This window comes from Pseudomonas nicosulfuronedens (assembly GCF_005877905.1).
In the GTDB taxonomy this organism is placed as follows: domain Bacteria; phylum Pseudomonadota; class Gammaproteobacteria; order Pseudomonadales; family Pseudomonadaceae; genus Pseudomonas; species Pseudomonas nicosulfuronedens.
Genome location: NZ_SWDV01000011.1, coordinates 220,049 through 234,342 on the forward strand (window position 1 = coordinate 220,049; position 14,294 = coordinate 234,342).

Here is a 14,294-nt window from a genome sequence, read left to right on the forward strand (position 1 = left end):
ACGTGAGCCGACGTCCCGCCCAGCCCTTCCTGCTGTTCCTGTTCGGCGGCCTGCTGCTGGCCACCGCGCTGCCCACCGATGCCGCGACACTGACCCTGAGCCAGCAACCACTGTTCCTCACCGAGGGCGTGGCGCCGAACATCATGGTGACCATCGACAACTCCAACAGCATGCGCTGGAGCTTCGCGCCGGACGGCCTCAACCCCACGACCAACGCCACCTACAACGGCTATACGGCGGACCAGATCCGCACCAGCCGGCGCGCCAAGTCGTCGACCTTCAACCCGCTGTACTACAACCCCAACGTCACCTACCAGGCGCCCTACAACGTCCTCTACAGCAATGCCGTCACCACCTACACGCCGCTGACCACCAGCTTCACCGCGGCCTACGTGAACGGCTTCAAGAGCGCCAAGGGCAGCCTGGACCTGAGCTCGGCTTACAAGGTTTCCTGGGAATACGACACCGCGCGGGCGACCACCGACAGCACCTACTGGACCTACACCGGCTACAGCTCCTACAGCAGTCCCGACAAGGTCTATTACCTGGCGGCGAACCCCTCCTCGGACTTCAGTTCGAGCAGCACCTCGTCCAGCACCAGCAGCACGAGCAGCGTCAGCGGCTCGACGACCTCCACCGGCAAATCGGCCTCGCTCACCGGCGGCGGCACCTATACCGTCACCGCCAAGAGCAACAGCTGCACCGCGACCATCACCAACCCGAAATCCAGCACCGGTTCGACCACCACCAACAGTGACGGCAGCACCTCCAGTACCACCACCGCCGTCAGCTACTCCACCGCCAGCTGCTCCTACACCACCAGTGGCAAGACCACCACCTACACGGTGACGTCGACCGCGACGACCACCCTGACGACCACCACCACTTACCCGGATCGCACCAAGACGGCAGTGCCGGCGTACTACTACGTCTACAACACCGCACTCAGCGGTTGCACCAGCAGCATCAACGACGACAACTGCTACAAGCTGGTGACGGTGTCCTCCACCTCCGGCGCCAACGGCGGCGACGAGCGACAGAACTTCGCCAACTGGTACAGCTTCTATCGCAACCGCGAGCTGGCGACTCAATCGGGCGCCAACCTCGCCTTCGTCACGCTGCCGGAGAACACCCGGCTGAGCTGGCAGGCCCTGGGCACCAGCGATACCTGCATCACCAGCAGCTCGTACCTGTCGAGCTACAACTGTCGTGGGCTGAGCAACACCAGCACCAGCTACTACGACAACCGCCTCGGCACCTTCTCCGGCGCGCACCGGGCCAAGTTCTTCGAATGGCTGGGGGACATCTACTTCAACCAGGGCACCCCGCTGCTGGACGCCGTCGACCGCGTTGGTTCGCTGCTCAGCGTCACCGGCAAGTACAGCCCCTACGCCTACTCCATCGGCAGCAGTGAAACGCCGCTGTACAGCTGCCGGGCGAGCTACAGCATCACGCTGACCGACGGCATCTGGAACACCGCTGGCAGTCATGGCGACTGGGACAGCACCAGCCGCACCCTGCCCGACGGCCAGGCCTACAGCGCACGCGCGCCCTACAAGGACAGCGCCTCCAATACCCTCGCCGACCTGGCGTTCAAGTACTGGGCGACCGACGCCCAGCCGAACATCGCCAACAACGTCAGCACCTACATCGCCGAGAGCAACAGCAACGCCACCACCCAGTACTGGAACCCGAAGAACGACCCGGCCACCTGGCAGCACATGGTCAGCTACTTCGTCGGCCTGGGCCTGACCACCAGCCTGACCAACCCGGCCTGGGGCGGCGACACCTATTCGGGCGACTACAGCAAGCTCGCCGCCGGCACCCTGAGCTGGCCTGCGGCTTCGTCGGGCAGCGCCAACAACGTCTACGACCTGTGGCACGCGGCGATCGATTCCCGTGGCGAATTCTTCAGCGTCGACTCGCCCGACGACCTGGTTTCGGCCCTGCAGAACGTGGTCAACCGCATCTCCCAGCGCGAGGACTCCGGTGCCGCGCCGGCGCTGGTGAGTTCGCCGCTGCTCAACGCCGACAGCAGCACCGCCGACAGCGAGCTGTACAGCTACACCCCGAAGTTCGCCAGCACCGACTGGAGCGGTGACCTCATCAAGTACCTGCAGAACACCGCCAACGGCAGCCAGACCTCGGTGTGGAGCGCCCAGGACGTGATGGACAGCACCTACGGCAGCGGCAACAGCGCCTGGTCCACGCGCACGGTGAAGATGGCCGGCAGCACCGCCGGCACGCTGAAGGATTTCACCTGGAGCAACCTCAGCAGCGCCCAGCAGACCACCCTCAACAAGACCCTCGCCAGCGTCACCGACAGCAATGGCGAGAAGCGCGTGGCCTACCTGCGCGGTGACCGCAGCAACGAAGGCACACTGTTCCGCACCCGCAGCACCGTGCTGGGCGACATCATCGACTCCTCGCCAGTGCTGGTCGGCCCGCCCAATCGCCTGGCCTCGCTGATGAACGCCACCGTCAGCAGCACCGACACCTCCTACACCACCTTCAAGAGCACCTGGAGCGCACGTCCCACGCGTCTCTATGTCGGCGCCAACGACGGCATGCTTCACGCCTTCAATGCCGACGGCAAGGAAGTCTTCGCCTACGTGCCCAGTGCGGTGATCAGCAACCTCTACAAGCTGAGCGACAGCGACTACACCAGCGCCACCCACCAGTACTACGTGGACGGCTCGCCGGTGACCGCCGACGTCTACTACGACAACGCCTGGCACACCGTACTGGTCGGTACCCTGCGCGGCGGCGGCCGCGCGCTGTTCGCCCTGGACATCACCGACCCGGCCAATATCAAGCTGCTCTGGGAAAAGAGTTACAGCGACAGCGATTACAGCGAGCTGGGCTTCACCTACTCGCGGCCGACCATCAGCCTGCTGCACAACGGCACCTGGGCGGTGATCCTGGGCAACGGCTACAACGGCACCAACGACAAGGCCGTGCTCTACCTGATGGACGTCAAGGACGGCAGCCTGATCAAGGCTCTGACCGCCAGCGACGGCAAGACCACCGCCAATGGCCTGGCCACCCCGCGCGCCGCTGACATCAACGGAGACCTGATCACCGACTACGTCTACGCCGGCGATCTCCACGGCAACCTCTGGCGCTTCGACCTGACCAGCTCCGGCAGCCTCACCGCCAGTACCACCGCCAGCAGCTTCCGCGTCGGCTTCGGCGGGTCGCCGCTGTACAGCGCGACCACCACCGCCGGGCAAGTGCAGCCCATCACCAGCGCCCCCTACCTGGTCAAGCACAGCTCCGGCACCGGCTACCTGGTGATCTTCGGCACCGGCAAGTACATCGAGTCCGACGACGCCGACCCCAATACCACCCAGGTGATGGGCCTCTACGGCATCTGGGACCGGCAGACCGCAGGCGAGGCCGCCGGCAGTACGCCCACGCTCAGCCGCAGCAAGCTGCAGCAGCAGACCATCACCCAGAGCGAAGTCACCACCTCGTTCGACAACAGCGGCACGGCAGTCACCCAGACCATCCGCACCGTCAGCGACAACGCCGTCACCTGGTACGACAGCAGCGGCAACGTCTCGCAGTACGGCTGGTACCTGGACCTTCCGGCCACCGGCGAAATGGTGGTCAACAACCCCTATGCCACCTCCGGCGTGCTGCTCGCCAGCACCCTGACGCCCAACGAAGATCCCTGCGCCGACGGCGTCACCACCTGGCTGATGTCGCTCGACCCGTACACCGGCGGCGCCACCGACTTCGCCACCCTGGACCTGAACAACGACGGGGTGGTGGACGACAACGATCTCTACAACGGCGGTGTCGTCTCCGCCCTGCAGATGTCCGGTCTGAAGGGCGGCTTCACTGTCGGCAGCACCAGCGCCAGCAGCAGCAACGTCAACGCCTGCGGCAGCGATGGCTGCGTGAGCGTAGCCACCAGTGGTTCCAGTTCCGGACGGCAGAACTGGCTGAACATCAAGGAACAGGAATGAACAGGCAGTACCGACAAGCAGGCTTCACCCTGATGGAGCTGATGGTGGTGGTGGCGATCGTGGCGATCCTCGCTGCCGTCGCCTACCCCAGCTACCAGGAATACGTGCTGCGTGGCAAACGCGCGGAAGGCCAGGCTCTGCTCAACCAGGCGGCCTCGCAGGAGGAGCGCTGGTATGCGCTCAACTCGGTATCCGGCTACGTCACCGACCAGGCTTCGGTGGCGAACCTGAAGCTCTCCGGCACCAGCGGCAGCACCGTCACCTCTCCCACCGGTCTTTATACGCTGACGGTGGGAGGCGGCAGCAGCGACGGCGGCTACACGCTGACCGCCAACCCGACCTTCACCGACAGCAAGTGCACACACCTGACCCTGACCGCCCAGGGCCAGAAGGGCAGCAGCGGCACGGGCAGCGTGAGCGATTGCTGGCGCTGAGTGCTCAGTCGGAGCACTCGTTGGCCCCAGAACTGTGTGATGCGTCGATGTAGGAGCGAGCTTGCTCGCGAACTGCCTGACGCCGTAGTGCCAAGCGAACCTCTGTTCGCGAGCAAGCTCGCTCCTACATAAAGCGATTACGGCGTGGGGATGGAAAACGCCACCAACCGATAGCCCTCGGCGGTGCGGATGAAGTCGAAGCTGGCGTGCCTGGCCGGCTCGAACGAGCCCTGCTCCCAATGTTCCATGGCCAATACCTTGGGCGTCCGCCACTGGGTAAACTCGCCGCAACCGTCGAAGTACTGCGGATCACGCTCGGGGTCGAAGGGCCAACCCATGTCGTCCTGGCGCACGCCGTAGCCAGCGGAGCTTCGCAGGACCTCCAGCCGCTTGCGCAGTACCGGGCCGTATTGGCGCAGCGCTTCGTCCGTCGAAACGGACCTCCAGTCATCCAGTGGCTCGCTACCCTGCCCGCTCCAAATCTGCTTGTAGCTGTGTGCCTTCAGCGAAGCGTCATCGACGTGCGCGAGGAATTCGTCCTTGAACCAGATGGCGAAGTCCTTCTCGACGTCGACGAAGCTGAGGTAACGACCGTCGACTCCCCTGAAGGAAACGCGGCGTGGATCGCTGGAAGGTTGCTCGCTCACCTGCCGGGAAAACCAATCCAGCGTGCTGGCACGGGAACTGTCGAAGTTCGCCACCAGCGTCGTGCCGTGGCGGTCGAGCAGCACTTCGGTGCCACCGCTCCACCCCTTGTGCTCGCAGTGTTCCAGGCTCGCGCCCGGATCGACGCAGCTCCGCGTAGCGCCCTTCAACGCCACAACCATGCCATTGCGCATGGCCGTCGCGTCGCTCAGCTCGGCGGGGATCAGCACCTGGCCATCGCCATCGAGGAAGCCAACCTTGTCACGCACGCGGTCGCGGAAGCGGATGCTGTTTTCGCTCTCGCAGATCGGTGCGTTATCGAAGAAGTACAGCGAATCCGGGGCCACCTGGCGGCCATCGCGCAGCAGGTAGTAGCTGCGGTAACCGTTGGCGGTGTCCTCACCGGTGGCGATGATGTGCTCGAAGCGCCGGGCCAGGGTGAACATCGGGCTGAGCTTCGGCGGGACCTTCACACCGCCCCGTGCATCCTTGAAGCCGATGAGGTCATTCTGCGTGAAGGCCACCCAGGGTTCGTCCGCCCCTGCAGAAGCGCTCAGCACCAGCGCCCCAAGGGCGGCCAGCCACGTCCCAATGCCCTTTCCTTCCATGCTGGAAACCTCTCCACGAATCCGCGTTCCGCCGCATTGTGCCACGCGCAAAGAAAAGCCCCCGCGCATCACTGCGCGGGGGCTCGATCTTGCGAAAGAGCGATCAGGCCGGCTGGCGTTGCATCGCGCCGCTGTCGGTCTCGCCTTTCACGCTCCAGCTCTTGAGGTGTTCGAGGCTCGCGCGGTAGGGCTTCAGACCATTGGCCAGCAGCAATGCACCGGCGACCAGCGCCACGACGCTGACGATCAGCAGCGAGTAGCGCAGCGCCATGTCGTCGCCGAACACGTAGTCGGTCACCAGGGCGATAGCGGTCGGGCCGATGCCCAGGCCCAGCAGCGTGACCACGAACAGGTAGATGGCCGAGGCCTGGCCGCGCATGGAGTTGGGCATGATTTCCTGGATCGCCGCCGGGGCGACGCCGAAGGGCATGCTGAGGAAGAACACGATGGGCGCCATCATTGCCGCTGCCGCGTTGCCGCTGTCCAGCAGCGGATAGACCAGGCTCAGCGGAATCGCCAGGCAGGCGGCGAGCAGGCCCACGCGCATGTTGGCATCGGTACGCCCGCGCTTGGCCCAGTAGTCGGCCAGGCGGCCACCGCAGACGATGCCCAGGCAGCCGAACACCGCGACGATGCTGCCATACACCACCCCCACGTGGCCGGCGTCCCAGCCGTAAGTGCGGACGAAGAAGGTCGGCACCCAGGCGCCGCTGCCGTAGCTGGCGAAGGAGATGCAGGCGAAGCCGAAGTTGTGACAGAGCACGGTCTTGCGGTTGGCACGCAGGTAGGCACCCACTTCGCTCATCGGCACCACCACGCCAGCGCCCACGCCACGGCGTGTCGGCTCTTTCACCGCGAGCATCAGCAGGGTGAAGAGCACGCCGGCCGCGCCGAGAATCAGGAAGATCAGCTGCCAGGGGCGCACTTCACCGAGGACCGGCAGGTGCACGTCGCCCTGGGCAGAGGCGAACTTGATCACCAGCCCGCCGAGCAGGAAGGCCAGCCCCGAGCCAAGGTAGATACCCATGGAATAGACGCTGATGGCAGTGGCGCGGCGGTTGGCCGGGAAGCTGTCGGCGATCAGCGAATAGGCCGCCGGCGACAAGGCCGCCTCGCCCACGCCGACACCGACGCGGAACAGCAGGAAGTGCCAGTACTGGCGGGCCAGGCCGCAGGCAGCGGTCATGGCGCTCCAGATCAGCACGCCGACGGTGATCAGCCCGCGGCGGCTGCGGCTGTCGGCCATGCGCCCGAGCGGGATGCCGCACAGGGTATAGAACAGCGCGAACGATAGGCCCATCAGCAGGCTCATCTGCGTGTCGCTGATTTCCAGATCGCGACGGATGGGACCGACCAGCAGGTTGAGAATCTGTCGGTCGATGAAGGAAAGCACGTACGCGACCATGAGGATCGCAACCGTGGACCAGGCCACGGCACTGGAGGGGTAGCCGTTATTGTTGTTGTTCATGCCGGGCTCCTGAAACGCCGCCAATCGCGGCGAAGGCGAAGGGGAGAACCCGCAGAGTAGGCATTGCGAACGCGTCGCGCGCGCACTATCAAATCTCTGAATGCGCGCGTCGGCCGTTGACTGATGAACGGGTGGTCAGAGGTTGGCCCACGGGTTTCACCGGGGTCAGTTGTAGGAGCGAGCTTGCTCGCGAACAACTTGCCGGCAGCTCCAGTGCAGGGCGGGTTCGCGAGCAAGCTCGCTCCTACGAAAAGACGGACTTCCGTGCAGGGCGGCTAGAACGGAGCGCGTTGTTCGCCCTGCATGACGGGTTCAAACCGCAGCAGGCGTCCGCTCGCACAGCTTCGCCAGCGCCCGCGCCCACAGCTCCTGGTCATTCAGGCACGGCACCAGCACCAGCTCGTCCCCACCCGCCGCGCGGAACTGCTCGTTGCCGCGCTGGCCGATCTCTTCCAGCGTCTCGATGCAGTCGGCGACGAAGGCCGGGCACATCACCAGCAGGCGCTTCACACCCTGCTTGCCGAGCTTGTCCAGTTGCGCCTCGGTGTAGGGTTCGATCCACTTGTTGCGGCCCAGGCGCGACTGGAAGGATACCGACCAGCGTCCGTCCTGCAGGCCGGCGCCAGCGGCGAAGTCTTCGGCCGTGCGCAGGCACTGGCTGCGGTAACAGACGGCCATGACGTCCTCGTGTACACCCCGGCTGGAGCTGGCGGTAAGGTCGTGGCTCTTGTCCTTCACCAACTTGCGGATGTGCGACTCGGGCAGGCCGTGGAAGCTCAGCAGCAGGTGATCGTAGGGTTGCTCCAGGTACGGCTTGACGCTGTCCACCAGCGCCTGGCGGTACTCGGGCTCGGCGTAGAACGGCGGCAGCACCTTCAGCTCCAGCTTGAGGTTGTGCTCACGCATTACCCGGCGGGCTTCCTCGATGGCGGTGGTAGTGGTGCTGTCGGCGAACTGCGGGTAGAGCGGTGCAAAGGTCACCTGGGTGATGCCCTGCTGGCTCAGGCGCAGCAGCGCCTTTTCAATCGACGGCTCGCCATAGCGCATGCCCAGTTCCACCGGGCCGTGTGGCCAGAACGGCCTGACGGCCTCCTGCAAACGGCGGCTCAGCACGATCAGCGGCGAGCCCTCCTCCCACCAGATCGACGCGTAGGCGTGGGCGGATTCCTCCGGGCGCTTGCGCAGCACCAGCGACACCAACAGCCGGCGGATCGGCCACGGCAGGTCGATCACGTAAGGGTCCATGAGGAACTGATCGAGGTAGCGGCGCACGTCCTCGACCTGGGTGGAGGCCGGCGAACCCAGGTTGACCAGCAGGAGGGCGTTTTGGGTCATGCAATGTCCTTAAACCGGTACGGTAGGAGGTCGTCGTGCGGGCTGCGCAGTTTACACGCAGCCCGCGCTATCCAGAGCAGCCCGAGGCTGTTTCAGGGTTGTCGCCGATGTCGCAGGGGCTCAGCGCTTTTCCTGCAACACATCGGCCAGCGCCTGCTTGAATTCCGGGAAGCGGAACTCGAAGCCGGCATCCAGCAGGCGGCGCGGCACGATGCGCTGGCCGCCCAGCAGCAGGGTCGACAGCTCGCCCAGCAGCAGACGCAAGGCAAAACCCGGTACGGGCATCAGCGTCGGCCGGTGCAGCGCCTGGCCCAGTTCCTGGGTGAAGTCGCGGTTGCGCACCGGCTGCGGCGCGCACGCATTATAAGGACCGGCCGCATCCTCCTTGCGCAAAAGAAAATCGATCAGGGCGATCTGGTCTTCTATATGGATCCACGACATCCACTGTCGACCATCCCCCAGCCGCCCACCGGCGCCCAGGCGGAACGGCGGCAGCAGGCGCTTGAGGAAGCCGCCCTCGGGCGCCAGCACCAGACCGGTGCGCACCAGGACCACGCGGATACCCAGTGCCTCGGCCTCGCGGGCGATCTGCTCCCAGGCCAGGCACAACTCGCTGGCGAAGTCCTCGCCGGCCGCCGCGCTGTTCTCTTCCAATGGACGCTCACCAGCATCGCCGTACCAGCCAACCGCCGAGCCGTTGATCAGTACCGCCGGGCGCTGGCTGCGCCCCTCCAGCCAGCTCACCAGGCGTTCAGTCAGGCGCACCCGACTGTCCCACAGCAGGGCCTTGCGCCGTGCGCTCCAGGGCTTGTCGGCGATGGGTTCGCCGGCCAGGTTGACCACCGCATCCAACGGCCCGTCTCCGTAGGCCTCGAAGTCGGCGATGCCGCGCACCGTCTCACCGCAAAGCGAGGTGACGCGCTGCGGCTGGCGGCTCAGCACGGTGAGCTGGTGCCCTTGGGCGCTCCACTGGCGGCAGAGGCGGCGGCCGATCAGACCGGTACCGCCGGTCAAGAGAATATGCATGGCGAACTCCTTGTTGCGTTGTTCCACCTTCCATCAGTCTGGACGAGAGGGAGGCGATTGCATTGACACTCCCTCTACGGCGAGGTCTACGCTGTAAGTGCCGGAACCGAAGCCGGGCTCATTCCTGAATGAACCGATGCGGCGCCGAAGGTTCCGATGATCGGACTCCTATCGTTGACGAGCGCGAGCAACTGAAACGTAATTGTACAGATAGATTCGTTTGTACAAGAACCCTCCGCTCGTTACGCTGAAAGCAAACAGATTACGAGGCATGTCATGAGCGCCCCCATTGCCATCATTGGCACCGGTATCGCCGGACTCTCGGCCGCCCACGCCTTGCGCGATGCCGGACAAGTCGTCCAGCTGTTCGACAAGGGCCACGGCAGCGGCGGCCGGATGGCCAGCAAGCGCAGCGAAGCCGGTGCCCTGGATCTCGGTGCGCAATACTTCACCGCCCGCGACCGGCGCTTTCTCGACGCGGTACAGAAGTGGCGCGAGCACGGCTGGGTCGCCGAATGGGACCCAGCGCTCTACCAATACCGCGACGGTGAACTGAGCCCTTCCCCCGACGAGCAACCGCGCTGGGTCGGCACCCCGCGCATGAGTGCGATCACCCGTGCGCTGCTGCAGGACCAGGTCGTCACCTTCACCTGCCGCATTACCGAGGTGTACCGCGGCGAGGAGCACTGGCACCTGCAGGACTCCGAAGGCCAGACCCACGGTCCCTTCAGCCGTGTACTGGTCGCAACGCCCGCGCCCCAGGCTGCGGCGTTGCTGGCCAGCGCGCCGAAGTTGGCCGCCGCCGCTGCAAGCATTCCCATGGAACCGACCTGGGCCGTCGCCCTGGCCTTCCGCGAACCGCTGGATACGCCCGTGCAGGGCTGTTTCGTGCACGAGGGACCGCTGTCCTGGCTGGCCAGCAACCACTCCAAGCCGGGCCGCGACGAACAACTGGATACCTGGGTACTGCACGCCGCCAGCGGCTGGAGCAAACAGCACATCGACCTGCCCAAGGAAAGCGTAATCGAGCACCTGCGCGGCGCCTTCGCCGAGCTGATCGGCTGCGCCGTCCACGCCCCCGACTTCGCCCTCGCTCACCGCTGGCTCTACGCCCGCCCGATGGAAGCCCACCAGTTCGGCGCCCTCGCCGATGCTGACCTGGGCATCTACGCCTGCGGCGACTGGTGCCTCTCCGGCCGTGTCGAAGGCGCCTGGCTGAGCGGCCTGGAAGCCGCCCGCCGGCTGCTCGAACACCTCTGATCGGCCACGGCCCTCTCCCGGCGGAGAGGGCCCTCGAATCCCCGCGCCCGCGCCTTTCTTGTACAAGCCTTTGCACTTGTACAAGCCTGCGCCTATCCTTGCCGGCAGTTGTACAAATAAATTCACCTGTACAAGAAATCGGTCACTGCCATGCCCAACACCTCGCCACGTCCCAAGCTCGCCATCAGCGCCTGCCTGCTGGGCGAGCCGGTGCGCTACAACGGCGGACACAAGGCATCTCGCCTGTGCCTGGACGTCCTCAGCCGCTATTTCGACTTCGTTCCGGTGTGCCCGGAAGTCGCCATCGGCCTCGGCGTGCCGCGGCCGACCCTGCGCCTGGTCGGCGACCGCGATGACCCGAGAGCCCTGATCCAGCGCGAAGGCGGTCGCGATGTCAGCGAAGCCCTGCGCGAATTCGGCCGAAAGCAGGCCGGACTGCAGCAGGACATCTGCGGCTACATCTTCATGCAACAGTCACCCTCCTGCGGTCTGCAGCGCGTGAAGCTCTATCGCTTCGACGGCCAGCTGCGCCCGCCAGGTGTACGCGGGCTCTACGCGGAGGCCTTCTGCGCGGCACGCCCGGAGTTGCCGGTGGAAGAGGAAGGCCGGCTGAACGACCCAGTGATCCGCGAGAATTTCCTCACCCGCGTGTTCGCCTACGCCGCCTGGCAAAAGCTCTGCGAGAACGGCCTGACACGCCACGCGGTGATCGGCTTCCACTCCCGCTATAAGTACCAGCTGATGGCGCACAACCCGCGCCAGTACAGCGCCCTTGGCCAGCGCATGGCGAAAATCGGCGAGCAACCGCTGGAAGACTTCGCTCCAGGCTACTTCCGCGAATTCATGCAAGCGCTGGGCACCTGTGCCACCCGTGGCACCCACAGCAACGTGTTGCAGCACCTGGCCGGTTATCTCAAGCACGACCTGCCGTCCACCGAGAAGGCCGAGATGCAGCGGCTGATCGACCAGTACCGCGAAGGCGTGATCCCGTTGGTGGTGCCGCTGACGCTGCTCAAGCACCACTTCCGCCTGCACCCCCACCCCTACATCGATGCCCAGGCCTACCTGCAACCCCATCCCGAAGACCTGAGCCTGCGCAATGCCATCTGACGTAGCCATCAGACGTACTGAAAGGAAGCCCATGAATCCCGACCACCCTCACCGCGAATCGGACGACGACTACCGTCAGGCCCTGGCCGAAGGCTGGCTGCCGATCCGCGAAGTCTCCCGGCGCACCGGCGTCAATCCGGTCACCCTGCGCGCCTGGGAGCGTCGTTACGGCCTGGTCGTGCCACAGCGCACGCCCAAGGGCCATCGCCTCTACTCCGAAGCGCAGATCGTACGCATCCAGGCCATCCTCACCTGGCTCGGCCGTGGCGTGGCGGTGAGCAAGATCCGCGCGTTGCTCGACGAAGACGCACCGCCACCGCCGGAAACCACCGCCTCACCCTGGGACGACCTGCGCCAGCAGTGCATCGCCGCCATCGGCCGGATCAACGAGCGCCAGCTGGACGAGCTGTTCAACGGCGCGCTGGCGATCTACCCCGCGCAAACCCTCTGCGAACAACTGATGCTACCGCTGCTGGAAGAGCTGGAGCGGCGCTGGCAGGGCCAGTTCGGCGCGCAGCTGGAACGGGTGTTCTTCCACACCTGGCTGCGCACCAAGTTCGGCACTCGCCTCTACCACCACAATCGCCAGCAACGCGGCGCCCCGCTGCTGCTGGTGAACCAGTCCGGCCTGCCACTGGAGCCGGGCCTGTGGCTCACCGCCTGGCTGGCCAGCAGTGCAGGCTGCCCGCTGGAAACCTTCGACTGGCCCTTGCCGCCCGGTGAACTGGCGCTGGCGGTGGAACGCCTGCAGCCGCGCGCCGTGCTGCTCTACTCCAGCCGCACGCTGAACCTGTTGCAGCTGCCCCGGTTGCTGGCCGGCGTCGACTGCCCGCGCCTGCTGGCAGGACCTGCCACCGCCATCCACCCCGATGCGCTGCAGGAACTGGCCATCGCCGAACCGCCGCTGCACCTGGCCAGCGACCCGGTCGCCGCATTCAATCTCCTGCGCGAGCTGCAGCTGCTCAGCGGGGAGGCCGCATGAAACGCCAACTCGTCTGGCTGCGCACCGACCTGCGCCTTCGCGACAACAGCGCCCTGCACGCGGCCGCCGAGCGCGGCCCGGTGATCGCCCTCTACCTGCTCAGCCCCGGCCAATGGCAGCGTCACGACGACGCGCCGTGCAAGGTCGACTTCTGGCTGCGCAACCTGCGCGAGCTGCGCACCAGCCTCGACCAGTTGCGCATCCCGCTGCTGATCCGCACCGCGGAAAACTGGGACGATGCGCCGAAAGTCATCGCGCAACTCTGCCGCGAACTGGACATCGAGACGCTGCACGTCAACGAGGAATACGGCGTCAACGAAGCCGCCCGCGACGCCGCCGTGGCGAAGGCGCTGGAGCACGACGGTGTCCGCCTGCGCAGCCACCTCGACCAGTTGTTCTTCACGCCGGGCAGCATCCTCACCAAGGGCGGTACCTACTTCCAGGTCTACAGCCAGTTCCGCAAGGTCTGCTACGAACGCCTGAACCTCGGCGTGCCCCGCCTCGTACCGGCGCCCCGCGCGCAGCAGGAGCTGGATATCGCCAGCGACGAGGTGCCCGGGCGGGTCGATGGTTTCGAGACGCCGCCGGCCGAGCTGAGCGAAGAGTGGCCAGCCGGCGAGGACGCCGCCCACGAGCGCGTGGAGCTGTTCACCGACGAAATCCTCAAGACCTACCAGGACACCCGCGACCTCCCGGCCCGCGACGGCACCAGTCGCCTCTCGCCGTACCTGGCCGCCGGCGTGCTGTCGCCCCGGCAGTGCCTGCATGCGGCGCTGGCGAACAACCATGGCGAGTTCGAGACCGGCAACAGTGGCGCGGTCAGCTGGATCAACGAGCTGCTCTGGCGCGAGTTCTACAAGCACATCCTGGTCGGCTTCCCACGCGTGAGCCGGCACCGCGCCTTCCGCGAGGACACCGAAAAACTGAAGTGGCGCTACGACCAGAAAGACCTGGAAGACTGGCAGCAGGGCCGCACCGGCTTCCCCCTCATCGACGCCGCGATGCGCCAGTTGCTCGCCACCGGCTGGATGCACAACCGCCTGCGCATGGTGGTGGCGATGTTCCTTACCAAAAACCTGCTGATCGACTGGCGCGAGGGTGAACGCTGGTTCATGCGCCACCTGATCGACGGCGACCTTGCGGCGAACAACGGCGGCTGGCAATGGAGCGCCTCCACCGGCACCGACGCGGCGCCTTACTTCCGTATCTTCAATCCGATCTCGCAGTCCGAGCGCTTCGACCCGGACGGCCGCTTCATCCGACACTGGGTGCCGGAGCTGGCCAGGCTGCAGGGTCGGGCCCTGCACGATCCGTCGAAGCTCGGGCTGTTCGGCGCGGAAGGCTATCCGCAGCCGATGTGCGACCTCTCCGCCACCCGCGAGCGGGCGCTGGATGCCTTCAAGAGCCTGGCCGCCTCTGTCTGAGGCAACGGCTTTTCTGTAGGAGCGAGCT

General features: G+C 65.8%; 10 protein-coding genes. 6 read left to right on the forward strand and 4 right to left on the reverse strand.

What is annotated here, in order from left to right:
• The first annotated feature begins 2 nt into the window (after positions 1-2).
• Both FAS41_RS11700 and FAS41_RS11705 read left to right on the forward strand, forming a co-directional pair.
• Positions 3-3,974 carry a pilus assembly protein gene (locus FAS41_RS11700; RefSeq protein WP_138522340.1) on the forward strand — a complete coding sequence of 1,324 codons (3,972 nt, stop codon included), beginning with the start codon at positions 3-5 and terminating at the stop codon, positions 3,972-3,974.
• The gene (locus FAS41_RS11705; RefSeq protein ID WP_138522342.1) at positions 3,971-4,408 is read left to right on the forward strand and encodes a type IV pilin protein; all 438 of its coding nucleotides are present in this window, start codon (positions 3,971-3,973) and stop codon (positions 4,406-4,408) included. The genes FAS41_RS11700 and FAS41_RS11705 overlap by 4 nt, the downstream gene beginning before the upstream one ends.
• A gap of 137 nt (positions 4,409-4,545) precedes the next feature.
• On the opposite strand, the gene FAS41_RS11710 is transcribed toward FAS41_RS11705, so the two are convergent.
• From FAS41_RS11710 to FAS41_RS11725, 4 genes are all read right to left on the reverse strand, one after another.
• Positions 4,546-5,661, reverse strand: a complete 1,116-nt coding sequence (locus FAS41_RS11710; RefSeq protein ID WP_138522344.1) for a hypothetical protein — start codon at positions 5,659-5,661, stop codon at positions 4,546-4,548.
• A gap of 103 nt (positions 5,662-5,764) precedes the next feature.
• Positions 5,765-7,129 carry a spinster family MFS transporter gene (locus FAS41_RS11715; RefSeq protein ID WP_138522346.1) on the reverse strand — a complete coding sequence of 455 codons (1,365 nt, stop codon included), beginning with the start codon at positions 7,127-7,129 and terminating at the stop codon, positions 5,765-5,767.
• 312 nt (positions 7,130-7,441) lie between these two features.
• Complete coding sequence (gene hemH, locus FAS41_RS11720) at positions 7,442-8,464, reverse strand: ferrochelatase (RefSeq protein ID WP_138522348.1); 1,023 nt, start codon at positions 8,462-8,464, stop codon at positions 7,442-7,444.
• Positions 8,465-8,584: 120 nt separating this feature from the next.
• Entirely contained in the window at positions 8,585-9,490 is a 906-nt protein-coding gene (locus FAS41_RS11725; RefSeq protein ID WP_138522350.1) for a TIGR01777 family oxidoreductase, read from the reverse strand.
• 276 nt (positions 9,491-9,766) lie between these two features.
• Here FAS41_RS11725 and FAS41_RS11730 point away from each other — a divergent pair, with 276 nt between their 5' ends.
• The 4 genes from FAS41_RS11730 (at position 9,767) to phrB (ending at position 14,266) form a co-directional block, all read left to right on the forward strand.
• A complete protein-coding gene (locus FAS41_RS11730; protein ID WP_138522352.1) occupies positions 9,767-10,750 on the forward strand; it encodes an NAD(P)/FAD-dependent oxidoreductase in 984 nt (327 codons plus the stop codon).
• Between the two features lie 150 nt (positions 10,751-10,900).
• Positions 10,901-11,860 carry a YbgA family protein gene (locus FAS41_RS11735; protein ID WP_138522354.1) on the forward strand — a complete coding sequence of 320 codons (960 nt, stop codon included), beginning with the start codon at positions 10,901-10,903 and terminating at the stop codon, positions 11,858-11,860.
• A 31-nt stretch (positions 11,861-11,891) separates the two neighbouring features.
• Positions 11,892-12,842, forward strand: a complete 951-nt coding sequence (locus FAS41_RS11740; RefSeq protein ID WP_138522356.1) for a MerR family transcriptional regulator — start codon at positions 11,892-11,894, stop codon at positions 12,840-12,842.
• Positions 12,839-14,266 carry a deoxyribodipyrimidine photo-lyase gene (phrB, locus tag FAS41_RS11745; RefSeq protein WP_138522358.1) on the forward strand — a complete coding sequence of 476 codons (1,428 nt, stop codon included), beginning with the start codon at positions 12,839-12,841 and terminating at the stop codon, positions 14,264-14,266. Before FAS41_RS11740 ends, phrB begins: the two co-directional genes overlap by 4 nt.
• The last annotated feature ends 28 nt before the right edge of the window (positions 14,267-14,294 follow it).